Annotated in this window: 25 protein-coding genes; 18 read left to right on the plus strand and 7 right to left on the minus strand. The window is 33.8% G+C overall.

The window, feature by feature from the left end:
* Positions 1–12 precede the first annotated feature (12 nt).
* From ACMT7R_RS14410 to ACMT7R_RS14430, 5 genes are all read left to right on the plus strand, one after another.
* Positions 13–360, plus strand: a complete 348-nt coding sequence (locus tag ACMT7R_RS14410) for a hypothetical protein (RefSeq protein WP_415312657.1) — start codon at positions 13–15, stop codon at positions 358–360.
* A 257-nt stretch (positions 361–617) separates the two neighbouring features.
* The gene (locus ACMT7R_RS14415; RefSeq protein WP_415312658.1) at positions 618–1223 is read left to right on the plus strand and encodes a PepSY domain-containing protein; all 606 of its coding nucleotides are present in this window, start codon (positions 618–620) and stop codon (positions 1221–1223) included.
* Between the two features lie 484 nt (positions 1224–1707).
* On the plus strand, positions 1708–2055 hold the full coding sequence (locus ACMT7R_RS14420; protein ID WP_415312500.1) for a hypothetical protein: 348 nt from the start codon (positions 1708–1710) through the stop codon (positions 2053–2055).
* Positions 2039–3097, plus strand: a complete 1059-nt coding sequence (locus ACMT7R_RS14425; RefSeq protein ID WP_415312501.1) for an SLC13 family permease — start codon at positions 2039–2041, stop codon at positions 3095–3097. The genes ACMT7R_RS14420 and ACMT7R_RS14425 overlap by 17 nt, the downstream gene beginning before the upstream one ends.
* 179 nt (positions 3098–3276) lie before the next feature.
* A complete protein-coding gene (locus tag ACMT7R_RS14430; RefSeq protein WP_415312659.1) occupies positions 3277–4698 on the plus strand; it encodes a cation:proton antiporter in 1422 nt (473 codons plus the stop codon).
* A 667-nt stretch (positions 4699–5365) separates the two neighbouring features.
* On the opposite strand, the gene ACMT7R_RS14435 is transcribed toward ACMT7R_RS14430, so the two are convergent.
* Positions 5366–5497 carry a hypothetical protein gene (locus tag ACMT7R_RS14435; protein WP_415312506.1) on the minus strand — a complete coding sequence of 44 codons (132 nt, stop codon included), beginning with the start codon at positions 5495–5497 and terminating at the stop codon, positions 5366–5368.
* A gap of 726 nt (positions 5498–6223) precedes the next feature.
* Between ACMT7R_RS14435 and ACMT7R_RS14440 the strand changes: the two genes are divergently transcribed.
* Positions 6224–6514, plus strand: a complete 291-nt coding sequence (locus ACMT7R_RS14440) for a hypothetical protein (RefSeq protein ID WP_415312661.1) — start codon at positions 6224–6226, stop codon at positions 6512–6514.
* A 513-nt stretch (positions 6515–7027) separates the two neighbouring features.
* Positions 7028–7429, plus strand: a complete 402-nt coding sequence (locus ACMT7R_RS14445) for a universal stress protein (RefSeq protein ID WP_415312711.1) — start codon at positions 7028–7030, stop codon at positions 7427–7429.
* A gap of 484 nt (positions 7430–7913) precedes the next feature.
* On the opposite strand, the gene ACMT7R_RS14450 is transcribed toward ACMT7R_RS14445, so the two are convergent.
* A complete protein-coding gene (locus ACMT7R_RS14450) occupies positions 7914–8270 on the minus strand; it encodes a hypothetical protein (protein WP_415312662.1) in 357 nt (118 codons plus the stop codon).
* Positions 8271–8834: a winged helix-turn-helix transcriptional regulator gene (locus tag ACMT7R_RS14455; RefSeq protein WP_415312663.1), complete on the minus strand. Its 564-nt coding sequence runs from the start codon at positions 8832–8834 to the stop codon at positions 8271–8273.
* A gap of 864 nt (positions 8835–9698) precedes the next feature.
* Between ACMT7R_RS14455 and ACMT7R_RS14460 the strand changes: the two genes are divergently transcribed.
* Together ACMT7R_RS14460 and ACMT7R_RS14465 are read left to right on the plus strand one after the other, a co-directional pair.
* Entirely contained in the window at positions 9699–10016 is a 318-nt protein-coding gene (locus ACMT7R_RS14460) for a hypothetical protein (protein WP_415312664.1), read from the plus strand.
* A 460-nt stretch (positions 10017–10476) separates the two neighbouring features.
* A complete protein-coding gene (locus tag ACMT7R_RS14465) occupies positions 10477–10734 on the plus strand; it encodes a hypothetical protein (protein WP_415312665.1) in 258 nt (85 codons plus the stop codon).
* A gap of 1958 nt (positions 10735–12692) precedes the next feature.
* Here ACMT7R_RS14465 and ACMT7R_RS14470 read toward each other — a convergent pair.
* Positions 12693–12911 carry a hypothetical protein gene (locus ACMT7R_RS14470; RefSeq protein WP_415312667.1) on the minus strand — a complete coding sequence of 73 codons (219 nt, stop codon included), beginning with the start codon at positions 12909–12911 and terminating at the stop codon, positions 12693–12695.
* A gap of 425 nt (positions 12912–13336) precedes the next feature.
* Here ACMT7R_RS14470 and ACMT7R_RS14475 point away from each other — a divergent pair, with 425 nt between their 5' ends.
* The 3 genes from ACMT7R_RS14475 (at position 13337) to ACMT7R_RS14485 (ending at position 14962) form a co-directional block, all read left to right on the plus strand.
* Complete coding sequence (locus ACMT7R_RS14475; RefSeq protein ID WP_415312668.1) at positions 13337–13594, plus strand: hypothetical protein; 258 nt, start codon at positions 13337–13339, stop codon at positions 13592–13594.
* A complete protein-coding gene (locus ACMT7R_RS14480; RefSeq protein ID WP_415312669.1) occupies positions 13591–13956 on the plus strand; it encodes a hypothetical protein in 366 nt (121 codons plus the stop codon). Before ACMT7R_RS14475 ends, ACMT7R_RS14480 begins: the two co-directional genes overlap by 4 nt.
* Positions 13957–14542: 586 nt before the next feature.
* Positions 14543–14962, plus strand: a complete 420-nt coding sequence (locus tag ACMT7R_RS14485) for a secondary thiamine-phosphate synthase enzyme YjbQ (protein WP_415312671.1) — start codon at positions 14543–14545, stop codon at positions 14960–14962.
* A gap of 560 nt (positions 14963–15522) precedes the next feature.
* On the opposite strand, the gene ACMT7R_RS14490 is transcribed toward ACMT7R_RS14485, so the two are convergent.
* Both ACMT7R_RS14490 and ACMT7R_RS14495 read right to left on the minus strand, forming a co-directional pair.
* Positions 15523–16077 (minus strand): DUF6789 family protein, encoded by a 555-nt coding sequence (locus ACMT7R_RS14490; protein WP_415312673.1) that lies wholly within the window; start codon positions 16075–16077, stop codon positions 15523–15525.
* Positions 16078–16246: 169 nt separating this feature from the next.
* A complete protein-coding gene (locus tag ACMT7R_RS14495) occupies positions 16247–16468 on the minus strand; it encodes a hypothetical protein (RefSeq protein WP_415312674.1) in 222 nt (73 codons plus the stop codon).
* A gap of 204 nt (positions 16469–16672) precedes the next feature.
* On the opposite strand from ACMT7R_RS14495, the gene ACMT7R_RS14500 reads away from it, so the two are divergent.
* From ACMT7R_RS14500 to ACMT7R_RS14515, 4 genes are all read left to right on the plus strand, one after another.
* A complete protein-coding gene (locus tag ACMT7R_RS14500) occupies positions 16673–17923 on the plus strand; it encodes an alpha/beta hydrolase family protein (protein ID WP_415312675.1) in 1251 nt (416 codons plus the stop codon).
* Positions 17924–18189: 266 nt separating this feature from the next.
* The gene (locus tag ACMT7R_RS14505; protein WP_415312676.1) at positions 18190–19512 is read left to right on the plus strand and encodes an alpha/beta hydrolase; all 1323 of its coding nucleotides are present in this window, start codon (positions 18190–18192) and stop codon (positions 19510–19512) included.
* Positions 19513–19975: 463 nt separating this feature from the next.
* Positions 19976–20650: an archaeal heat shock protein Hsp20 gene (gene hsp20 / locus ACMT7R_RS14510; RefSeq protein ID WP_415312677.1), complete on the plus strand. Its 675-nt coding sequence runs from the start codon at positions 19976–19978 to the stop codon at positions 20648–20650.
* Between the two features lie 2049 nt (positions 20651–22699).
* The gene (locus ACMT7R_RS14515) at positions 22700–23404 is read left to right on the plus strand and encodes a cache domain-containing protein (RefSeq protein ID WP_415312679.1); all 705 of its coding nucleotides are present in this window, start codon (positions 22700–22702) and stop codon (positions 23402–23404) included.
* Positions 23405–23568: 164 nt separating this feature from the next.
* On the opposite strand, the gene ACMT7R_RS14520 is transcribed toward ACMT7R_RS14515, so the two are convergent.
* A complete protein-coding gene (locus ACMT7R_RS14520; RefSeq protein ID WP_415312680.1) occupies positions 23569–23817 on the minus strand; it encodes a hypothetical protein in 249 nt (82 codons plus the stop codon).
* 209 nt (positions 23818–24026) lie between these two features.
* On the opposite strand from ACMT7R_RS14520, the gene ACMT7R_RS14525 reads away from it, so the two are divergent.
* Positions 24027–24392: a hypothetical protein gene (locus tag ACMT7R_RS14525; RefSeq protein WP_415312681.1), complete on the plus strand. Its 366-nt coding sequence runs from the start codon at positions 24027–24029 to the stop codon at positions 24390–24392.
* 142 nt (positions 24393–24534) lie between these two features.
* Positions 24535–25020 (plus strand): class I SAM-dependent methyltransferase, encoded by a 486-nt coding sequence (locus tag ACMT7R_RS14530; protein WP_415312682.1) that lies wholly within the window; start codon positions 24535–24537, stop codon positions 25018–25020.
* Positions 25021–25163: the final 143 nt, after the last annotated feature.

Here is a 25163-nt window from a genome sequence, read left to right on the forward strand (position 1 = left end):
CAACAGTAAAGATTGGTCTTTCAGGATGCAAGATGCAAGCGATCAATCATCATAACTCTAGAGAACAAATTCGAATATGACCAAATAAAGGAATTATTGGATTCGATAATGTATCAAAAAAAATTGATGAATTGTTATGGCTTGGACACTGTAAACTGTAATTGGGATCTTAAAAAATTTCCTGTTACTCGAACTGACACCCAAATGAATGGGATACAACGTGATATACAAAAATACAATGAAACAGTGTGTCAATACAATGATTATTCTAAACGCCTTGGATTAGAATATGGTATCGATATTGTTAATGAAATGAAAAAAGGTTGTAACATAATATTTCGTCCCCCCTCAAATAGTTAGGTAGATATCCAATCGTCTAAGTATCATTATTTTCTTTACTTTTGTTGTTAATAAAATAGATTAATAATTAACGACCGAAATAGTAGTTATAGAAAACGATGACTTTTGATGTATTTACATGATCTTTTGCCAAAATATCTAGGTATTAGACTGCCGCGAAGAGTTTTTAAAGTAGCATCTGATCTATGGTCAATTTAATATTCTAGTTTTGGATAATTTTGTCGATCATTAAATAGTTTTATTTATATTCTGATCTAATGAATCGTAAAAATTCATTGTTCGCAGTATCTTTTGCTATACTGCTAGGTTCACTACTTGTTTTCGCTCCTGTATCGGGTATATACGCACAAACTCCAGGCAACGCAACGGATTTACAGACATCCAGTAATTCAATGGGCATGTCAATGAATCATGATATGTCCATGCGATCCCAGGAGACTAAAGAAAAAGAAAACAACTCGACCAGCTCTGTGTCTATTTTTCAGCCGATAATTAATGCATTCAAATCCCTGATTACAGTGGATATTAGTGACGCTATTACGACTGCTCAAGGAGCAGTAGGTGAAAATGCTACTACAATCACTGCATTCTTACACCCCGACAAACATTACATAGTTTATACGGTGATCATACTTGACTCCAGTGGAACACCACACAAGGTTTTAGTCGATCCGGGTAACGGCAATGTATTGAAGGATGAAAAGACATCATTTATGCATTTGATGAAGCTAGCCCATGGTGGTAAAGGTGGCATGATGGGAGGACCTGAAATGGGCATGATGGGCCATGGTGGCATGATGGGAGGACCTGAAATGGGCATGATGGGCCATGGTGAAGCTAATTCTGGTAATCCATGGAACTAAATAATCCTGTCTTTATTTTCTATCCTTTTTTTTGTAACATATTGTTAAGTCTATAGTGAAATCTAGTGCAAACAGGTACAAATAGTAATAGATGATTAGTTCAAGATATTATTCTGTGATATTCTCTTGTGCAATTCAGAGAAAATCGTTTAATATTATCTAAAGTACGATAATAACTAACAAACAAACTAAGACAATGGTTGATGTATTGCTAGAAATGAGGGGTATTACAGTTTCTTCTTCAATAAGCATGGTCATCTGGTACGACACTTACCTCTCATTTCTGATCCTGTAAAAGCAGCTTTACTACTATCTATATCAAACCAGCGAAATTAATCAGACTTGCAAGAGTTGTGGAATAATAATAAATCAAGGGGAGATTTGGATTTAACATTATAAACAAAAATAAGTTCAATTTAAAAAAGCTAGCAATATATTCAAATAGATTAACGATTTCCATAAAAAATACACTATTGGTATATTATTGATTGCAATTTACGTTGTTATTCTTTTTACTGTTCCTCCTCTTGTAATTGAAAAGAGTGTTACTCCCATAATTGCAGGTATCACTGTAATCATGTTGGCTGTCTATGTCATACTTGGACTTGATATACTCCATCGGACAGTTATTGTAATGTTTGGAGCAATTCTAGCAATAATACTGGCCATTATTCTGGGATCAATTTATGCTGAAGATAGCCTACATTTTGTCGTAGAATTCGTGGACTTTAACACGATAGGTCTTTTATTTGGTATGATGATTCTAGTTACCATACTTGGTGAAAAGGGGGGTATTTCATCAAGTTGGGATAAAATTGGGAAAAATAAGTAAAGGCAATGTCTGGATACTGATGGTATTATTATGTACCTTTACTGCTGTTGCCTCAATGTTTGTTGACAATGTTACAACTATATTTTTAATGATTCCAGTAACTCTCTCTATAGTACGAACTTTAGGACTACAACCTTTTCCATTCATAATGGCTCAAGTTTTAGCTTCAAATGTTGGAGGATCAGCAACCTTAATAGGCGATCCTCCAAATATCTTGATCGGATCTGCTGCGGGTATAGATTTTAATTCTTTTCTGATATATTTGGGACCAACAATTGCTGTGGTTTTTGTATTTATTTTATTGTTAATTAAACTATTTTTCAGAAATGACCTAAAAAGTGCCCAAAAATTAGGACAACAAAAAGATATCCAAGAGTTGATGGATAGGGATGAAAATATGATAGTAGTACACCATAAGGGATTGCTTTTAAAGTCCTTAATCGTTATAGTGGGTGTAGTTATCCTGTTTTCCTTACAAACCATAACACATTTGGAAGTATCAATAGTAGCCATAGGTGGAGCAGCAGTATTATTAATAATAAGCAGAGTTTCTTTAGAAAAATTTTGCATGAAGTTGATTGGCCTATTTGTTATTGTAGGAGTAGCAGAACATGCGGGACTAATAACCATACTTGCAAATATGGCTATTAATATAACCGGAGGTGATCCTTGGCTAACATTTTTTATGATAACATGGTTATCAGCTATCGCAGGTGCATTTATTGATAACATTCCCTTTACAACGACAATGATACCATTAGTTCATACTTTACATACAGATCCGACAATTGCTGCTGCTTTTGGTCCAGATAGTGGCTATCAGTTTAGTCCATTGTGGTGGGGTTTTCCATTAGGAGCAGATTTGGGTGGCAATGGATCTTTAATTGGATTTAGCGCAGGGGTAGTAGCTGCGGGACTAAGCCAAAAGTTTGGACATTACATATCCTTTACTAGGTGGATAAAAATAGGATTTCCGTTTATGCTTTTGACCCCGGTAGTAGGCAATATCGTCCTTTATGGTTTGCTTTTATTCGTCTACTAGAAGACACTTCGCTACAAAAGGACATCATCCTCTGACTTTACGCAAACAATATTGATATTTTTGGGAATTAAAGCTGAATTCTTGATGCTACTGATCTGAAGAGCTTGAAATAATATTAACATCAGGACTCTTCGCCTGCTTATGAAAAACTTTAATTATTGCGATAAAAAGTATATTTGGTGGGAAATATACGAATTTTATTATTAGTTGTAATTTTTGGTGTATTTCTCATTAATTTTTATCCAGAAACTGAAAATTCATCATTACTAGTATTTGGGATATCGGCATCAGATAATAATAATATTATTAACACTTCTGCACAGCCAGGAGCTAATCAGACGAATTCTCCATTAGACTTGCTTGTACAGGATTTTGCAGTTATTATGATAGTTGCCACAGTGATGCTGCTCATTTCTTTTAAGTTAAAGCAATCTGCGGTAATTGGATATATTATCGCAGGTATGGTTATTGGACCATACACACCCCCATTCTCATTGATTCATAATTTAGACACTCTAAATGCCTTTGCAGAACTAGGAATAATAATGCTGTTATTTGTAATTGGAATTGATTTTCCAATAAATAGATTGAGACAAGTAGGCCGTATTTCTGCAATAGTAGCAGTAGCAGAATCCATGGGAACACTTTTGATTACATTTGTTGTTGCCCAATTTCTTGGGTTTTCTTACTTTGATTCACTATTTATTGCACTTGCACTTTCTATCACTAGCACAGCAGTTACACTAAAGGTACTTGAAGAACTGAATATGATAAAAAACCAATCAACAACATTGTTGCTTGGTATATCTATAGTTGAAGATACTCTCGCAATTGCAATATTGGGAATACTTCAGTCCGTAGTAACACAGGAGGGTAATGCCTCATTTGTTAATCTCATACCCTCAATTTTGATTGTAGGTGCCTTCATAGGCGGTACATTATTCATTGGTTCTAGACTTGTCCCAAAATTAGTCGACAGAATAAGCAAAGTAAACGACTATGCATTGGTTTTGATATCCATTCTAGGCGTAGCTTTCTTTTTATCATTTCTAGCCAAATCCGTCGGATTGTCTGTTGCAACAGGTGCGTTCTTTGCCGGAGTTCTTATCGCTGAGGCAAGAAGCGCGTCAGTTGCTAGGGTAATTACTACTCCATTAAGAGATATGTTTGCTGCTTTGTTTTTTATTTCCATCGGGGCGCTAATGGATATATCACTTATTCCAGCCTTTATAGTCCCTGCCTTAATTCTCATTGCTGTTTCTTTATCCTCAAAGCTTGCAATAGTAAGTGGTGTACTATCCTTAGCCAAATATGGAAAAACTACTGCCCTCAGAACGGGGATAGGGATGTCTGCTGCTAGAGGAGAGTTGTCCTTAGTAGTGGCCAAGGTAGGACAAGATACGGGTGCTGTTTCAAATTCCGTCTTTCCTATATTGGGAGTAGTAACGATATTAACCACATTCATAACCCCGTATATGCTTAAACTTGGAAAAAGAATCAGTTTTAAATCAGATCCAGGTGAGAGTAGCACAACATCTCAAGTTTCTGACCAAGATAAAGATAAGGACAACAAAGATTCAACAAGTGAAAACAATAATTGATGGTTATAAATAATAATTCATGGGGATAATGATAAAAATGAAACTATGTCAGATCACCACATAGACTTGAGCTGCTCTGTCGCCTACAATAGACAGTTCACGCAATAAAAATCTCCATCTACAAGTTTCAACCCATAGAAGATGACTGCTCAGAGTGATCAATGGATCATCAGGACTACAAATCAAGGTGAAATTAACGTTACTATTTAAACGATTGATGTAATGACTAATTAATTTTTGGATTTGGATAATACGTTTAGAATTATATAAGCAAGCAAGCAAGCAAGCTTTCAAATGCTCTAAAAATTACTTTCATCTGATAAACCTAAACCGACAGAATCTGCAAGATAATCATGACATACCATTTGATAAAACAAATTTCGATACATCTCCGCAGCTGAGAACAGCTTTATATTTTTGAAAAATTCTTATGGAAAATAGGATTACCTATTCGGCAGATGTATTGAAACCTGTAAAGCCAAGTAAGACAATCAAACTCTACCCATCTACCTACCAGGACGATCTATACGTTCCAATTTTCCTCAATTATTTTAAATAGAATTTTAAAAATAAAAGAACGCTTTTCAGATTATACTAAATTTATGTAGTTCTTAAAGAGAACGTATGTAGCTATTAGAAATAAAAAAGAGGACTTGTCTATTTACCTTTAATCATCATCCTGTCCTAAATCTCGCTCAAGCTGATCTTCTACATCACCTAATAAATTATCCGATGTGTCGATGTAGTTCAAAACACCAGTAAGATTATTATTTTGTAATTCGGTAATTGCTTGGTCCAATGATGCCTTTACTTGTTCAATGTCTTCTATGCTGACCTATGATGAAGTCGAGCTTGTTGAATTTTGTTGGGCTAAAATGGGCGAATTTGAATTCATGCTGGAGAAAAGTCCAACAAAAATTGCGACCAACCCAAAGGTGAATACCAAATTTTTTCGATTTATCATGGTGAATTATATATTTCCATCATATTAAAATATAGTTAATAAAGAAATTTTGGTTGAATATGAACTAACTACCACATTTCAGGTAGCAATAGTAGGGATGTACATTACATGATTCAATGGGAGAATTATCCTTAGTTGTAATCAAGGCTAGGCAAAGGTAGTTGGTGCAACTTTTAGTTCGGTTTTTCTCGTGTGGGTGTAGTAACTATCGTTATTAGATTCATAACGCGCCATATCTTTTAAAATTAGAGATGATTATCAAATTTGCTTGCGACCCTGACGACACAACGATAACATCATCAACCTCTACTAAATCGGACAAACAAGACGATGAATCCCCATCCAATCAGTGTAATACATGAATACTTGCTTGACGGCAACAACAATAATGATGCTTATCTGTCAATAAACTCAAGAATTTCTATAGATACGGTAGATAACAATTTCATTACATCCAAGCAAACAATGTAGTTTAGTAACAGCTTTCAATGCGATTTTGTCGTTGTAAATTACATACCCTTTAAAAATGAGGGTAATATATGATTATTGGGAATATCCCGAATGTCTGATATTAATTCCGAATTGGACACCCTTGATACTGGTACCATGGAATTTATGAGATGGCTAGTAAACAAGGATACCAATTCTGGGAGTACTATAATAATAGTCAAAGACTATCTCGATAATAAATATGTCATTTTATTTGACAAAAGTATCTCAAAGGATGTTATTGTTGGTTACAGGGAGGGTATGCCGTGGTGCGTGACCTGTAATACTGATGATTGTGGTCATGTAGGATTTGCCATTTGTTTGAAGCAGAATTATGATCGAGATGGCCAAGTGATTTTTTAAAATTTCGTTTAATTAGACCAGTTTAGAATGTGATGTAGGGTTATGTCGATGATATAGCGCGTACGCACACACACAGAGAGAGAGAGCAAAGAAAATTTAAACGATCTTTGTACAACGTTTAAAAAATGATTTCGAACTATATACTTGATGAGTAGCAACAGCAGCGCATAAAAAGAAAAATAAAAAATAGTAAAAGGATTACTACTCCTTCAATATTACCTCATGAATATTTGATAAAGAACTTGTACCATCATCAACAACAAATAAAATATAGACATAGTAAAAGACAACATAAAAATCATGACTCTTCCCAGTAACGAAACTTGAGCGAGATGTTGATTGTTAATAGTATTGTGTGCGATTGAGTAAAGTTTTGATCTGATGAATTATTCTCGCATGACTAGTAAGTAAATATAAAGATATTATCAAAATAGTAAATAAATTTATTATCATTTGTAGAAATTCTCATCTTATGAACGAAGAAATCTCTAAAATAATGGTCTGTATAGATGGATCGGAGGCTTCGATCAAAACTGCAAGAAAGGCTCTAGAGATTGCAAAAAAAAACACAAAGCAGAAGTTATCGCAATATATATTTCATTTATTCCGTATTATTTAAGGCGCCTACCCCAATACGACTGGGAGGGACTACGTGAGTATGATGTTGAGCAGATGAAAATTTGGTTAGATGATATTGTGAAGCAGGCCAAAAACTATGATATCCAATTCAAAACACTGGTAAAAGAGACTACCTCTTCAGTTGTCAAAGAAATAATCAAAAGTGCCGAGGAAGAAAAAATAGACTTGATCGTTGTCGGTAGCACGGGCAACTCAAAGCTCGATAGAATGTTGGTTGGGAGTGTGGCTCAGGGTGTGGTGACAAATGCAAAATGTTCTGTTCTACTAGTAAGATAATTTTTAGCATATTAAAATTAAGTTAATGGTATATAATTATTAGAGTAGAGTTGCGATTCAATTGCTATGAAGACTTCCACAAGATCACGATAATAGTTCGCAAATTTGTCTGATTAATATCTGTAACAAAGATTGTTGCCAATAATAAGTAAAAACATTTTGAGCTATATATCTATTAATAGCACGTAACCGTTCAAGTTCAAACTATAATTCAATTCTCACTACTTATCCAAAGAGAATTAATCTAAACTACATAGAACTTGACCGTAACATAAACAGATCCAATAAAAGGTATTACGAACTATGAATTTTTTTGTTTTATCAATTATGAAAAATTAGGTATTCCTCTGGTTCTGTACTCAAATGTTTCATATCATTATCAAGCTTATTCATTCTAATTGTAGTTTCAAATACCTTTCTTATCTATTTTATTCAAGGTTGATATTCTAAAAAGATATTTTTCAAAAGAATGATACATTATTAATTATCTGGCAGTTCTAACAACCGATAAGAAAAATAGACCTAGTATGGCCAGAGTAATTGATGTATTCAACAAATCCTGCATCGGATATGTGACTGAATAGTATCGCTCTATTATTAGTTCCAAAAAGACCTGGAATGTAAACAATGCGAATGCCGTCGCTGCGTATAGGACATTCTTTAAGCCAGTTTTCTGGTAGGTCGAGATAGATAGTAACAATAGTACAATTGAGAAAATCCCTATTAACAAACTCTCCAAATTTTCAACAATGCCCATGAATTCCAGTTGGAGCGGAATAATAATGAAATTTGAATATAATAATGTAGAAACTAAGGTTGATAATGTTAAAATTTCTAACATTTAATTCCTTTCCTTATTTTCAGCATCAAAGGATAGAGATAAATAGATTTCTGCTAGTTTGTCACTCCATTTATTCCATAGGCTTGGATAATAAGATTTTAGCAACTTGGTCAATAATAAAGGATCGATATCCGAATTCAACGTATAACGTTTATATCTTCCATCTTTAATTTCTGTAATTATATTTGCTGTAGTCAACCGATTTAGATTCCAACTCACAGTAGGGGAAGTTATCCTTAATTCCTGCGCTATGTTTGTTTGAGTGGGCTGGCCTTGCTGTACTATATACAAGATTATGTTCCTGGGTGTATCTTGGTTAAAATATTTTAAAATATCTTTTTCGTTCTCTCCAAAAATTCCAGTTACAAAAAAACGCTTGTGTAAACCGTTCCTAGAGGATGTAATTTTTCCTTCTTTTTCTAATTTACGAAGATAGTATTGAATAGTCCCCATAGAAAAACCAAGATCATTCTTAATTCTGCGTAGATGTAACCCGGGGTTATCTCTTATATAATAGAGTATTTTCGATTCATTAATGTTGTCCTTAGATCCCTGTCCTCGCATTTATCAACCGCATCAATAAGATCGTAAGATCCATTTTCTTTAATAAACGATGTCAAAAATTTTAATGGAAAAACAAGTCAGTTAAACGAACCAGGAGAGTATAATGTAATATTTTTAATTTCAATAGGTTGAAATTTCTATGAATCAGTCGACGTACATGTATTAACCCAATTTAATGACATTCTACTAATCAATTGTATTTGAAATAACACCAAATAAAGAATAATTGATTACTAAACCATTGACTTGAGACTTGTGTATATCCCTTATTTTGTGTCCTGTCCACATATATGCATATTTTAGGTCATTAAATTAGTACAAATGTCTAAATCAATTTAGTTATCTCATAGAGTAATAACGAAAATATTTAGACATTTGTATCAATTTTCTTTTAAACAAGAAATGTTGAAGAGTATTGAAGATCATGACGAAAAGTCTAAAGTATGAACAATTTCATCATGAAAATATCGATTTTAATAATTATGTCAATGTACAAATTCTTCAGTCCCCCTATGCGAATTATTATTTGACAAAGAATAATTGGATAACGATCTTAAGTTGTACTTCATTCTTGTACAGACAGAATAGCCCTGTCTAGATCTCTGGATGTAACCAAATAACCACTTTGATTACCTACTTGTATTCCAGAAGATACACAATAGTTCGTCATTCTGTGGAAACAAGAATTCCCAATTATCTTCACATCCCTCGCATTTTGATTTATTCAAAAACATGACCTTGAGAATTAATACTTTACTTTTGCCCTGCTTGATATGGTTTGGAACAGTTCTTCTATTAACATGTGCATATGTATTCGAAGCATTCATCTCAAATTGTTTCAAAGAAAGAAGGTGCATTAAATAAATGGATAAAAGTTTAGAAAGTGCTGAAACTTCTCCTGTATACCTAAGAACATGTATTGTTGAACCTATATTGATAACGTGTCTTAAAGAGAGATCTTTTTACGACATTTATAATAGTATTCAAGACATTGAAGCTATTTCAGAGAGGATTTTAAGAAAATATCTATATCACTTGATAAACGAAGGGTTTCTGAAGTACCATGCAGAGAGAAAAGTTTTTGTTACAAGTCCATGGGGTGCAGATCTCTTAGTCCTTATCTATAATCAAATACAGCAAAATCAAACATGCTACTTGGACCTTAAGATAAAAGTAGGATAAATCCGATAGATCGACCTATAAGCGTCTGTCAATGTAAAAGATTAAATATTAAAGCATTGACAATGATATGACTTGGTAATTTGATTAATATTTGTTTATCCAAGACCCTTGTAAATTAATCTCTTTTCATCAATTGATAATAATTCCATTCTGGTTTGATTTTTCTACTAACACAATCAACATTGTATTTTAATCGAATAGGACGTCTAAATAAAAAAATTGGGGATCAGGATTTGCTTTCATGATATCCTACTCTTCAATATATCACTGCATTACATGAGATGATCCTCCTCCCGCTTATTCCGTAATTCAAAATTTAGACGACTTACATTAAATTTGATAATTGTATCACAAAGAATAATAAAAGGAAAATTTTACTGTTCGATACTACTCAATAATATTAACATATAATTTTGAAGTATCTAATATATATTGAAAAGTTAAAGTTAAATTTACAGGTATGAATACAAATAAAACATTACTAGTATCAACAGCAGTTGTTCTAGCACTCGCATTGGTTCTGGCTCCACTTGCGATCTCAGAAGACGCTTTAGCAAAAAAGAGTAACAAGGCAAAACAAATAATTAGTCAGTCTCAAAAATCAAAACAAAATAGCCAAGTGATCTCTGGAGGCAGCTCATTCCTTTCTGGTAATAACTTTAATTTCCAAGGCCAATTTAACACTGGTAATAACGCCCTAGCTCAATCAAACGACTAACCGTAGGGTCATTCATTCTTTATTTTTTTTATATTTCAGCATTCGTAGTCCGACTTTATAATTGGTTGAATTATTCGTCATATTATTCATCAACATCATTTAAAATCACATGAAAGACTCTATTTGAAGACAATAATCATCACTGGAGACTCTAACTCCATTTATCATGTCATAAGCTAACATGAATTCATACGATTCGATTTGGATAAACTATAAATTCAATAGTTCCTTTTCTTTTAATCCGTGCTGATTATTAGACAGTAGTATCACAAGCAATAATCGTAAGGACGTTCTAAGATTTATCACAATTCGGATAGGTCAAACAATATACTACAAGAGTATCAGAGGCTGGGGGGGATCGGCTTTCAAATCAAAAATTATTATCTTGTCGGTCCACCCTTCTTTGCGTTATTAGATACTTGTACCAAAAGAAATAATATTTATCCCATGAATGTTGTATTACAAAAAACTGTGTACAATAGATTCAGTACTATGCAATGTATTCTATAATGGATCGGCTAATAGTCGAATTCCTCAATGTTATATGTAGCCGATACGTACTTTATTTTGATAACTGTACCACAAAAATTAATTACTTGATAATAGTAATTATAAAGTTGTACACCTGTCAACCTACACGTGTACAATGAGACTCTCAAAATTCAATGTGGGGCGGATCGACTTACCAACCATAGTCAAAAGGTAATCCCAGTAATTGATTCGCTCTACATCATAACAAATTTCTTATTGATCAATTGGCTTATTGGTGTCATAAAAGCTTGATTTTGTATCGGCTTTCTTATCTTTTCTTAATTTTTTAAAAATATTGGTTATCCATTTGGCTAAATTCATTCCTGCTGATCAAATTCAATAATGCACGATGCTATTTAAAGTATCAATATTTGTAAATTATGAAGTGAATATTAGGCATTGGTCATAAAAGAAAAAGGGAGATAATAATGGTCAATATCATAATACTTCAAACATGTTACAAAACCTAGTGAATGTATTACGGAAACTACTTATTGAATCGGTCAATAATGCTCAAAAGTGCCTGACCTGATTGAATCGTGATTAGCAATTTTACATCCGTCCAATCCATATTTTGATATTTGTATCACAAACTATATTGTTTAGTAATTATTCTTAGTATAATGTAGGCCTACCAGCGTACGATGAATTTATTCAGAAATCAATGCGAGATGGATAGATTAATGGATTGATTGTACGATTGTTAGTTAGAAAATCCAACAACTAACTTTCCAAGTACTGTCAGCCGGTTTATCTATTCATTTCGCATTTTGTTGTATTCTTTGTCTTAGATACATTTCCCTGGATTTACAGACACGTTAACATTTCAATTATCTGTCTCTATAGTCATTACCAAAATCGTAGAGGAAGCAACAATATTGTATTACAGGACGACTCGACAAGTAATTCAAGAAATCTAGCTTGTCAATACATCCTGTATTTTGGCACTTGTACCACAAAAAATAATTATTTGATTTCAGTAAAGATCATGTTGTATACCTGTTAACCTACACGTATGCAATGATAAGCTCAAGAGTCAATGCAGAGTGGATCTCGTTACTGTAGTCAAGGGTCTTAAGCCACAAATGATTCTCTGCATTTTGATATTTTTATCACAAGTGACGGTTTGTATACCGGATCGCTATACAATATATCCATACATAAACGAGATTGTTAATGCCTAGACTTTTTTACTATCATGAATTAGGCTAAATGTTGGGATGTATGAACCCATTTTAATTCCAGCATCGGTAATGCCATTGACTCTGGGGTGTTTTACCCTATAGTACGCCCCAGTCATTCTTGCAACTACGTTCAAAATCACGGGAAAATTTTACCATATCTCAGTGATAGGGACTCTGACTAAAATAAATTGGTATTCTACGTTACTTAGAATTTCGATTTACTAGATAATTGTTCAATTTTCATCACTTTTCTTGGTCCAAAGTTTTATTTGATATCAAACTTGATGTAGTTAGCGCATCTCTTATTGATGGTAAATGTTGTGTACTTTCATCAGAAGGTTGATTTGTTTCCCTTATTGTACCATTAACAACCTTTTCTTGGTCCAAAGTTTTATTTGATATCAAACTTGATGTAGTTAGCGCATCTCCTATGGAATGTGAGGGTTGGGTAACATTAAACAAAGAATCTTCTATTTTCCGTAGACATATTTTTTAATGCATAATCAAATCTGTTACTTGTTGCATTGGCATTTATTAATTGAGTTAGAAATGCTAAAAAAAATGAAATAAAAATTAAATAAATATACTTCACTATTCTATTTGTCATCATAATTTATATAGATTAGTAATATATTGATCTCTATCTGAGTAATAAACTACCATACTACTGTTTGCTAAAGATATGTTTTTTGAACTCTTCTATCATAAGATAATGCGTTCAAAAATATGATTTTTGTCTATATTTTTCCTAGTCAGAAGTTGGCTTTATTCATTTAGGAAACAACGGATAATTCGATAAAGAAGTGAATATAAAATTTAATGTTATCAACTAATTGTCGCAACATTTCGTAGTATGTGTTATAAATTAGGTTCAACCATAGTATGTTATGAGTGAATTCGCCTACATAAGATTTTTGAGTTTGAGTTTGCTTACTGAAGAGGAAAAACAGAATAAGAACGAAATTATAGAAACTACAGAACAAGTATTAGATGCGGAAGGAATCGAATGTGATTCAAAAATTTCTAAAATTTCTGAGGATAAATTACTGGAAATTCTTGAACAGGTGAGAAGTATTCGGAAGAAGAAAAAGAAAACTCAAGATCAAAGTGACATTGCCGCTGTTACGGTTGATGAAGCAAATTGAGCAAAGTTAATTCTAATCCAATTGATACAGGTGACAAGAACAAGAGTAACAAAGGCAACAAAATGGTCGTTTGGCCATTAATTGTTGGAATCGTAATTGTAGGGTTTAGTGTGTTGTTATTGAGTTTACGAGTAATAGTACCTTCATTTATCTTAATACTAACAGGCATTTCCCTTGTTATTTATTGGATTTACATCAATCGAAAGAAAAATGACATAACTGATAGACGAAACGATGTAATTTGTACATGTGCTATCTGCGGACACACACAATCTAGCACATGTGTAAGAGAAAAATGCATTTGTTGCTTAGTAGCCAAAGGGGACAGGATAGTAGGACATACAAACAATTCTCTTCAATAGGCAAATAACTAGTAAGATAGATGCTGTTTAGTATTTCCATTCACTTTATCAATAACCTGGATGATTTCAGTTTTCTAGATGAGTATTTTTTATTAAAGTATTGAGATTTCAATTCTATTTGTCCTGGAAAAACAACTCTGGATTAATACTGAATTTACTAATATTGGCAGCAGTCCATTAAATAATATATGGAACATAAACCCGATATCAGGTTATGCGGTGATCTAGGCCAAATCCATGTAAATGAAATTTGCAATATTTTTATCTATAATTCGATGTAATTTTAATATCACAATAAAAAACTATTAATATATTACTGAGGATGATATGGTATAGATAAATTACTATTTGTAATAACAAAAATATCTATAGCATAATATCATTACTATGACCGCATTGCCCTCATGGCAAAAACAGCTCCTTGTTGCGGTTTTTTAATCGAATCTGATTGAATGGTTTTGACGGAATTAGGCAAATTGGTATGCTTTAGTACCTATATGAGTCAAATTTGTATCGCTTATCACAGAACTCGGTTAATAGAAAAATTTTAAAATTTATGAAATTACACAAAATATCCGAACAAAGTATGACTGTGATTACAAAGAAAATTCAGATCAAATCAAGATCAGAAAATGATATTCTTGACATTACAGATAAAGTATCAGAAGTTGTCAAAGAAAGTAAGATGGAAAACGGGGCCATTATAGTATTTGTTGTCGGCTCCACTGCAGCAATCACAACAATAGAATACGAGTCAGGATTACGAAAGGACTTTCCAGAAATGCTCTCAAGACTGGCGCCTAGAGAGATTGAATACGCTCATGATAATACGTGGCATGATGGAAATGGACACTCCCACGTTAGAGCATCTTTGATTGGCCCTAGCTTGGCAATTCCATTAATAGAAGGTCATTTAACACTTGGCACATGGCAACAGATAGTGTTAATAGAGCTAGATACAAGACCGAGGGAACGCAAAATCATAGTACAAATGATTGGTGAATAAACATGTGCCACAATCAGGATGTGTAATAACGGCTCACAGAAATATGTTATTGTAACATGGTGTCTGCATTCATCACTTATCCTTGCGAATCATCATCTATCATTTAATGATACTTTATCTCATATAACATAGTACATCCAATCCAATCCTGACCACCGACATTACAACCCTTGATCCTGAGGATCAGTAATCAACTACAGGTTAATATTTAGAATATTCTCACCGGGTCCTCTTGGATTTATGTAAATTCTAACAGACAGACTGATCATGGTTGTTTTAATATTTTGTTTTGCATATTAGTAATATATGTATGAGAAACATAAAATAAAATGTGCTTCATGCGGCATACTATTTACTTCCAAAGAAGATGAGACTGTCTGTGAAGTATGTTCTAAGGAACTTGAAAATATAAAATAATTCCATAGATGTAATTTTTAAAAATCTATAATTTTATTAATCTAAGATTTATTCCAATCCTCGCTAATACTATTTTTATTGCGTTGTATGGGAACTAAGGTACTATATTTAGTAACTATTGTCATATACCCTGTATAAAAAATTTATTTAAGCTGAACCATACGGTTTCTGATAACTAACAATGATGTTACAATTCCTAATACTGATCCAAATACTATATGTGCAATAAATCCAAAGCCATATATTGGTATTAGATTTTGTTCAATAGTTTGGCGATCCTCCGAACTACTTTGAATAGGATTGGATTGGTTCATTATATCAAACAGATTTGGTATGACCATACCCACAGTAGTAGGAACAAACAAAACTATGAAAATGATTACCGAGTAAATTAGACCTTCCGTAATTCCTCTTTTTAAATCTGTGATCACAAATTTCTTTATAGTAGACACTATGATGGCGAATATTACACCCGCTATGGCTCCAGTAAACAAATGCATGAAAATACCCAGCGTCAGATTGAGATAATAATTGTCTTTGATATTGCTTATTGCCATACCCCTGGCTATAGATAAGTCATCTAGTGGAAGCCCCATCATACTTGTAGTAAGAAAAAGAAATGGATACATGGTTATGCTTGCAATGATTCCTCCTATCGCTCCATATAACAGAGTTTTGACCTTTTTTCGATTTGTCACAAAATTATCGCTTCATTCTAAATATGCATAATGGTTTATGAGCAGCACACAATCAAATCTCAAAATACATCATATAATCCAAGATCCCAACGGGATACGTATTCTGCTCAAATAACCATAGTGTTTTTTTATGTAATGAAAGTTATGGTATTGTTAACTAACCCTAAGTCTACATGGGCGATGGCAGATTCTTGTCAGTTTCGGTGGAATTATTATCCAGCTCGCTTGTCTTATTGTACAGTGCATCTAACTTTAGGGTCGGGTTATTAGGATTAGTTAAATTAGAGGAATTTTCCATTGATGGTTGACCCTCAACCCAATCCAACACCTCAATATTCAGAAATGCTGCTACAACAACTCCCACAAATGCTAACAAGTTTACTTTGTTCATACAAGTAAGATGCTACTATATTATAAATATGACATATTTCTTAACTATTTTGATCAAAAATATTTCCCCATTTTGGTCATATGACACGATTTGATTCGGTCTTGCCGGATTTAGCCTCTCCTTTCATCTTTGTAATTCTTGTAATAGAAGAGACGTGAAAAGTATCGAGGAATTTTATATACTAGAAGTATTTTGCTATAACTATTGTTTAGATCTTTTGTCAATTCAATATTTGCCATCACAATAGGTATGGCATTACTAATATCTATTAACATGTTAGTTTATTTACCAATGTCATTTGATCCGACCTCGTTGTCATTTTCCAAAGCCTTTGCACAACCTGAAATTCAAATTGTCAAGTATAGAAATTTGACAATAGATATTGGCAATGGTGTTTCTACTAACGCTCAGATAACCTACCCAGCAATGGGTAAAGGACCATTTCCGGGCGTACTTCTTGTACCCGGTTCTGGTGCAACCGATATGAATTCAACTCTCAATGAGAATGTAAAGCCATTTTGGGAGATTGCAAATTACCTTTCAGAAAGGGGTTTTGAAGTGCTTCGGTATGACAAAAGAGGCGTCGGTCCTAACTTGACTGTTGAGGATTCTAATGTTTGGGGCAACATGACGGTAACAGATCTCATAAATGACGCAGAAAAAGCCTTGATTGTTTTGAGTGAGCAGCCTGATATCGAGCCCAAAAGTATTAGCATAGTTGGGCATAGTGAAGGCACAATAATTGTACCACGAATTGCAATTGATAATCCCACAAAAGTGAAGAGTATCGTATTGATGGGTGCAGTAGCTCAAAACTTGATTAAAGATATACTTTATTATCAAGTTGTAGATTTACGTTATGATTACGCAAAGCAAGTTTTAGATACAAACCATACAGGTTATATCCCAATTGATCGAATTGCATCAGACCCCCTACTGGACGATGTAGTGGTAAACCTGTCTCTCCTGGATACTGATAATGTTACCAATGCCATCAAAGCAGCAGCGGAAGATAATGTAGAAAGCGATTCAGGAAATCAAAATAATGAAACTGGGTATCTCAATATTGAGACACAGCTCAAGCCTTTACTGATAAAGGAATATGAAGATAAAATAGCGTTCGATTTGTCAAAGTGCTCCAAAATAATTGGGTGTCCAATCTGGATTAAATCAGAAACTGATTTAATACCGAATTTAAGTACAATTGGGAATGTTTCTAGATCTATACCTATTCTTATCCTTCAAGGAGAAAACGATAGTGCAACTCCTATTGAACAGGGTCTGTTATTGCATCAACAACTCGATAAAGTAAATCATCCTGACCACACCTTGATAACCTACCCCAACCTTGGACACTTTTTCTATTCTTCATCGAAATGGCAGAATGGATTAGGACCTATTTATCCCCAGGTTTTGGCAGATTTATATTCTTGGTTGGATTCTCATTCTAAGTAACAAGTATGATCTCATTGATTTTTGAGTTGCATGTTTTTTTTAATAATTATTATTTATTTTGGTGAGGCCCTACACGTTAAGATGAAAATGATTAGAATTGGCGCTAGGTTTTAACTGGATTTTCAGATGGAAATATAATACTATAGGTTTATCTTTTTCGAATTGGTACAAAGACCGATTGATGCTAGCAGAAAATTGATATTTTTTTTGGATGTTGTTTCTGGGACCATAATCACTATATATCATAATATTTATTCTTATTGTAATTGTTGATAATTAGATCAAAATCGGCGGCTCTATTTTTAGGTTGGATAATTGGGGTCTTCGTTAGTTATTGTATATTATCCTCATCATTTAATTTATCCCTGCACTCCGAAGCATTTGCTCAATCAGATCTGCATCTTGTAAAACACAAGGATCTGGAAATAGATTTGGGCGATGGGTTAACTACTAAATCTCAATTATCATATCCAGCAATTGGTAAAGGACCATTTCCAGGTGTCCTGCTTATACAAGGGTCAGGTGCAAACGATATGAATGAGACTGGCGGATTAATACTCATTGATAATAAGACAGGCGAGAAAACTTATCCTGCCAAGCAGACATTCTTTCAAATATCTCAATATCTTTCTGAAAGAGGATTTGCAGTTCTCAAGTACGATAAGAGAGGAATTACATCAAACTTTACGATAGACTATGATGTATGGGGAAACGCTACATTTGATCTACTAAAGCAGGATGCTTCAAAGGCCCTATCTGTACTTTTGCAACAACCTCAAGTCAACTCCACTGAAAAGGTAACACTAATTGGGCATAGTGAAGGAACAATGATTACACCTAGAATTGCAGTCGATAATCCGGATAAAGTTAGGAATATAGTTTTGATGGGAGCAGTTGCAGATAGCCTTAAGGAACTCTTGTATTTCCAGATAGTCAAAAATCCCTTGGATTACGTTAAAAGTGTATTAAAAAAAGGTGATAACGACTCTCTTACAATTAAAGAAGTATCAGACGATCCATTATTACAAGATTTAGTGGGCGGCAATGTTACTCACCTACTTGATTTTCCATTTGATCCTGAAATCCAACTTAACAAGTCATTGACCGGTCAAGTGGGTTCTATATCCAGTAATATGACACATGACACTATTGATATAGGAAATATCTTGGAACAAGCACTAGTAGAAGCATTCCAAAATGTTACTACTCCTACCGATTTTGCTTTATCTATCCATTGTCGTGACGTTCATTATGGATACTTTGAATGGAATGGTGGATATGAAGGATGTCCCAAATGGATGAGATCGCATCCTAACTTTCAAAGCACTTTGAGCATTATAGGAAACGTATCTTCAGATATTGGCGTCTTAATACTTCAAGGAGAAAATGACAGCGCTACTCCTCTTGAACAAGGATTGTTATTGCAACAAAGACTCACGGAGGTTGATCATCCAGATCATCTCATAATTACATATCCGAATCTTGGACATTCACTCTCGATTTCAAGTGAATGGGTTAGTCAGAGTGGACCAATGGAGGAGTACGTCCTTAGGGATATGTTTGAATGGCTATCTTCTAGAAGCGGTTAGACTTCTCTCTAATTTTTTTTACTATCTGGTTTATGTCTCCATTTTTGAAATTCATCATCTAAGAATGTGTAATTCACGTAAAAATAATAAAACAAAATAACATAATACTCATCTGTGGAAAATTAGTGATTCTAGAGGATATCTTTGCCACCGCTCCTCTAAACCTAGAATTGAAAAATATGGTCAAATTCGTTTTGTATATCATCCATTGAACCATGGCCAGTTGTACAGTTTCCGTATGAAATGCTGACATAGTTCTGCTTAAATTAAACTATACTACATGCGTGTCAAAAACACAGCCTAACTAATTCTCACCAGATTTTTAAAATATCTGTTGGGCTACAATTAGAGGAGAGGAGGACTAATTTACTCGTGGATTTACGTAACACTATATCTTAAACAATAAATATTACACATTGTAAGAAAAATTTATATATTGTAATGTGTATTACATATATTACTTATGAGCAATAAGGATATAATCCCAAATGACTGGTTTAACCGATTCTTCGATTTGCCTTTTGGAAGACGAGGAAGAGGGTTATTCAATAGGTTGAATACAAGCGATATTTTCGATAATGAATTAGATTCCATCCATGACGAAATGAACAGAATGTTTGATGTATTTAACAATGTGTCAAACAACGCACCCAAAGAACTTGTTAGAGAATACGAAACGAAGGATGGTGGTAAGGTCAGGGAAGTAGGGCCGATAGTTTATGGGTATTCCATGACCATTGGACCCGACGGAAAACCTCAAGTTAGAGAATTTGGAAATGTAAAGTCTCTTAAAAACATCAGTAACATACAAAGTGTAGGATCCCAACTAGAGAAACCTTCGCCAATTTCTGCGGAAAGAGAGCCATTAGTTGATGTCACAAGTACTGATAAAGAGGTTAAAGTAATACTAGAAATGCCTGGTATCAAAAAAACTGATATTAAGATAAAAGCATACGATTCTAAAGTTGAGGTAACAACAGCAAAGGATGCTTCAAGGAAGTATCACAAGACAATCGATCTGCCAGAACAAGCCGATATAGAAACCGCTAGGTCCGTCTACAACAATGGTGTCCTGGAAATAACTTTCGACCACAAGAAAGTAAACAAACCTGCAGGCAAGGAAATTAAGATAGAGTAGGTCAATCCGTACCAATCTAATCTATCAACACCTTTTTCCTTTTTTGATTTGCAAATAATATCATTTATCAATAAACTAAATTATTTTGTGGTATCAAAGACTGAACCAACCGAATTAGCAACCTTCTGGATAACTTTAATATTAGACCCAAAATAAATAGCATAGAAATTTAACTCATTATATTCCAGCAGACATTCAAATTTACTGTATTGGGCTTGCTTGATTTTTCAAAATAAAAATAAAGATGATTGTAACAATCTATTCAGTATTGTTTAAAACTATATTACTTACTATCTCGGGCTGAACCAGTTTTGCTGACAATTGGTATGAAACAACAAAAGGCTCTCCTACAGGTGACCATAATCCAACTCCTCCAGATACAAAAGGAATGGATGCAGAATAATAATGAGTCGACGGTCCATATTCAGGTTGAATTCCTCCAATAATTTTAAGAATTGGTTTTGTTAAATTATGGATGGAAGAGGATGCAAGATGTATCCAATGGGGTGATGATTATCCGAATTGATTTATTATGTGTGAAAGGGTAGATTAATCCATATCTATTCTATTTAGGAAACCTATTTCCACAGGACTGGTTGCTGAAAAGGTCAACACGCCAGAATAAATCATGCCATCAGATCTATGAGGTAAAATGGGAGCTACCTGTGCTGTTTCATTCGGATTTGACTTAATTGACGAAATTATGTCTTGTCTGATGAAGCTCAGATTATAATTTGTGATTTATACATATCGACAAACTATCTGACTATTTTACCATCCGCCCTAAAATATGGAATTACTGGACAACATTTCAATTCATTAATGCCATTCACTCCAACTTATACCAAAAGGTTGTATATCAAGATTCACTGATACCTACTTGAAATCTTTAATTGTTCCCACTTACTTTTTTTAATATTTCAATTATGTTCTGTGATTCATATTCTTCGTTCGGTCAGTTTTCTTGGGAATTTTGTTAGCATGTAAACCTCTGTACGAGAATTATCACTTTGATACTACAAAACGTTACTCAATTCATTTTAATTCTAAATTGTAAACCGCAAAATAATATTCTATCACATTATCCACATTTTAATTTTATGATATTGTTTCTCAACCAAAAACATTAAAAAATTGTAAATAATCTATTGCTTCATATTACTCAGGTGATGATGTGAAATGGATTCTTCCAGCACACAAAGTCATGCATAAAAACCATTCTTTGAAAAATATACCTCCTGGGATCATTATGGGACTCATAAATCCTCCTCATGGATTCTGTTGAGAAGAAAAAGAAGGTATTCAACTGTCAGTTTGCTCAGTTCCTTCTGTAACCTTCTTTGACCTCATCCCTAGTTATCAATTTAGGGGAGAGGCTAATTTGAAATTATTAGTAATGCGAAAAGCGTAACCTTAGGATAATATGATGTCTCAAAAAGGAAAAAATGGTGGTCGAAAATGATATATCATGACATCCATATATAAGAAATATTTGAAATAAATAACGAATAAAAAAAAGTCTTGGATTGATAGATAATGTGTTTCCAAAAAAGAAAATGATGTATACCTGCCTAACTAATTTGTGGTGCTAGAAATTTTTAGTATTTTGCTTTGTCTCATCCATCAATACAACAATATCCGCAATTGCAGGCGGACTCTGCAAAAAATTCACATCGTGTATTTTCTTTGATCAAGTTATACATATAGGAAGTTAAATCAAATATTGTTTTTGAAAATGATCTATTCTTTTCATATAGATCTGGATTAAATAGAACATAATTAAGAAATTTGACCTCGACACGAGATCTTATTCAATCACAAAAAAAAGAAAGATGATAATTTATGCCATTAACTTCATACAATGCAGATAAAATTTTATAAAGAACAGTTCATGAATCAAAGCAATGATTGAAGAATATCAATCGAAATTAATTTTGTTCTCTGTATTAGTACTCTTCCTTGGCTCATTTACAGTCTCGGTTGGATCGACATCTGTTAAAGAAACCTTCTCACAAGCAATTGAACCCTTATCTCAAGGCGATATACCGCATGATCCTAGTGTTATACCGTCACAACAGTCAAGTTCTTCAGATACAAAACTGCTCGAAAATCTCGGATTATCTGCAGTCTACAATCGGTAGAACGGGAAATCACACGGATTATGAATCTTGCTTATCAATCTATGAATTTAACAAATTCCTTCAGAGCATTACCTTTATCAAATATAACTATAGACTTCCAAATGAAGATACTTATTTTAGTAAACCATTCCTTTCCTCTCAGGCGGATAGTTCTAAATCTAACTATGGTTATCGCGATCATATAAATGGAGCAATAGATTCAAAAAGCCCCTATTTAAGTAACGTTATCATATCCGCCTCAACTGGTCAGCCACTCGTCGTTGTAGCTAGCCCGGTTTTTTCAGGAAAGGAAACAAACAAAACTTTGATAGGGGTGTTAGCACTGGGATTGGATTTGAAACAATTTGATGAATTGCTAAAATCAGAGTCTGATGGTAAAAATGAAACAAGACTCCTAATCTTAGATGGTAATGGCACTAAAATATCTGATTCTCAATCTAATGCAACTGGATTAGAATCATTTAAGCACCTTCAAAGTTTTGAAAATGCCAATAATGGAGAACTGGGATCTATCATAGAAGGTATTGATGGAAAAAATATGACTATAGCCTATGCCCCATTGAAATTTGCTCAGTCAAAGTGGATACTACTGTCAATTCCTGGTAAAAATTGATCCATATGTTCCCCATATGTTCCCCAAATCTAATATTATTATTTTTTTTGTCCTTTCTAGAGTTTCATGATGAAAGGGTCGTCTTTTAGAGACATAAGATACTAAAAGTAGCAACAAGCGACTAGATTCAAAGAAAGTATGCCAAAATCACAAACATGAATTCACTATTTTATAATTTCCAAATCTGTCATGGAATGCCTGTGCAAGTAAGCATGATCATAGCATAAGTGCTCCAAACATACTCCGCATCTACAAATCACTCTGTTAGAACAGCATTCTGACGTACATCTCAACACATCTTTTTCCTGTGCAATTGTAGATATACTAGGAATTACAATTTTAGATACATACCTATCTATAAGAGTAGTAGATGACGGTGAGGTTGATGCTGCTGTCTTTGACACAGAAATCATTCATATGTGATAATTGTTGCATAAAAATATTAGTATAAAAAATATATACGATTATACCTATTTAGATAATTTCTATTTTTAGTTTAAGGATTAAAATTGATCTAGAATTTGGACACTCTCAAAGCTGAATTTTACATACCTCTCCTTCATCTTTTCCAAAATGATCCAATTTTCAATTTGCTTAAATAATTGTTATTGTTGAAAATTCTATGAGTGCTAATACTGAATCAACTTCTATAGATAATAAAAAACTAGAGAATTTTGTCATGAAATCTATTGGGGATATGGGTAGTAGCATATGCGCATTGATGGTTATGCTGGGAGATAGATTGGGTTTGTATAAAGCCTTGCAGCAGTATGGATCATTAACATCCGAAGAATTAGCTCAGAAGACTGATACCTCAGAACGCTACATTCGAGAATGGCTCGCAAGCCAAGCCGCGGCAGATTATATTTCCTATGATGCGACAAGTAAAAAGTTTACATTGGCACCTGAAAACGCAATGGTTTTAGCAGACGAAGATAGCCCCGTATTTACTATGGGGAGGTTATCAATTAGTAAGATCGTTATTTAAGGATGAAGACAAATTCGCAGAAATCTTTAAAACTGGTAAGGGCCTTAAGTGGGGCGAACATCATCATGATCTATTTGAAGGTACTGCACGATTCTTTAAACCTGGATATCTAACAAATTTAGTCCAATCATGGATACCTTCTATGGAAGGACTAGCAGACAAATTAATGAAAGGAGCAAAGGTTGCCGACATTGGATGCGGTTATGGTATTTCTACCACAATTATGGCAAAATCGTTTCCAAACTCACAGTTTTATGGTTATGATAACCATACGCCATCAATTGAGGCTGCCCAGGAGAATGCCCTAAAAGAGAATATACAAAACAATACAAATTTTATAGTAGTATCCGCTACCAATGAATCTATAGGAAACGATTATGATCTGATTACGTTTTTTGATTGTCTTCATGACATGGGTGATCCACTTGGAGCCCTCAAGTTTGCGAAACAATCATTGAAAAGTGATGGAACATGCATGATAGTTGAGCCCCTTGCTAATGATAAACTAGAGGATAATCTAAATCTGATGGGTAAAATATCCTATGCTGTATCCTCAATTGTTTGTGTACCTAATTCTTTAGCGGATAACGGTCCAGCATTGGGTGCTCAAGCAGGTGAAAAAAGATAAAGGATCTTGCTTATGAAGCAGGGTTTTCGATATTTAGGAGGACCACTCAGACTCCTCTAATTGTCGTTTATGAGGCCCGACCATGACCCCTTGCCTCTATGTAAATTCGAGTGTTAATCGGATTTCTATGTTGGAAATCTGAT

This window comes from Candidatus Nitrosocosmicus sp. FF01 (assembly GCF_047711275.1).
In the GTDB taxonomy this organism is placed as follows: domain Archaea; phylum Thermoproteota; class Nitrososphaeria; order Nitrososphaerales; family Nitrososphaeraceae; genus Nitrosocosmicus.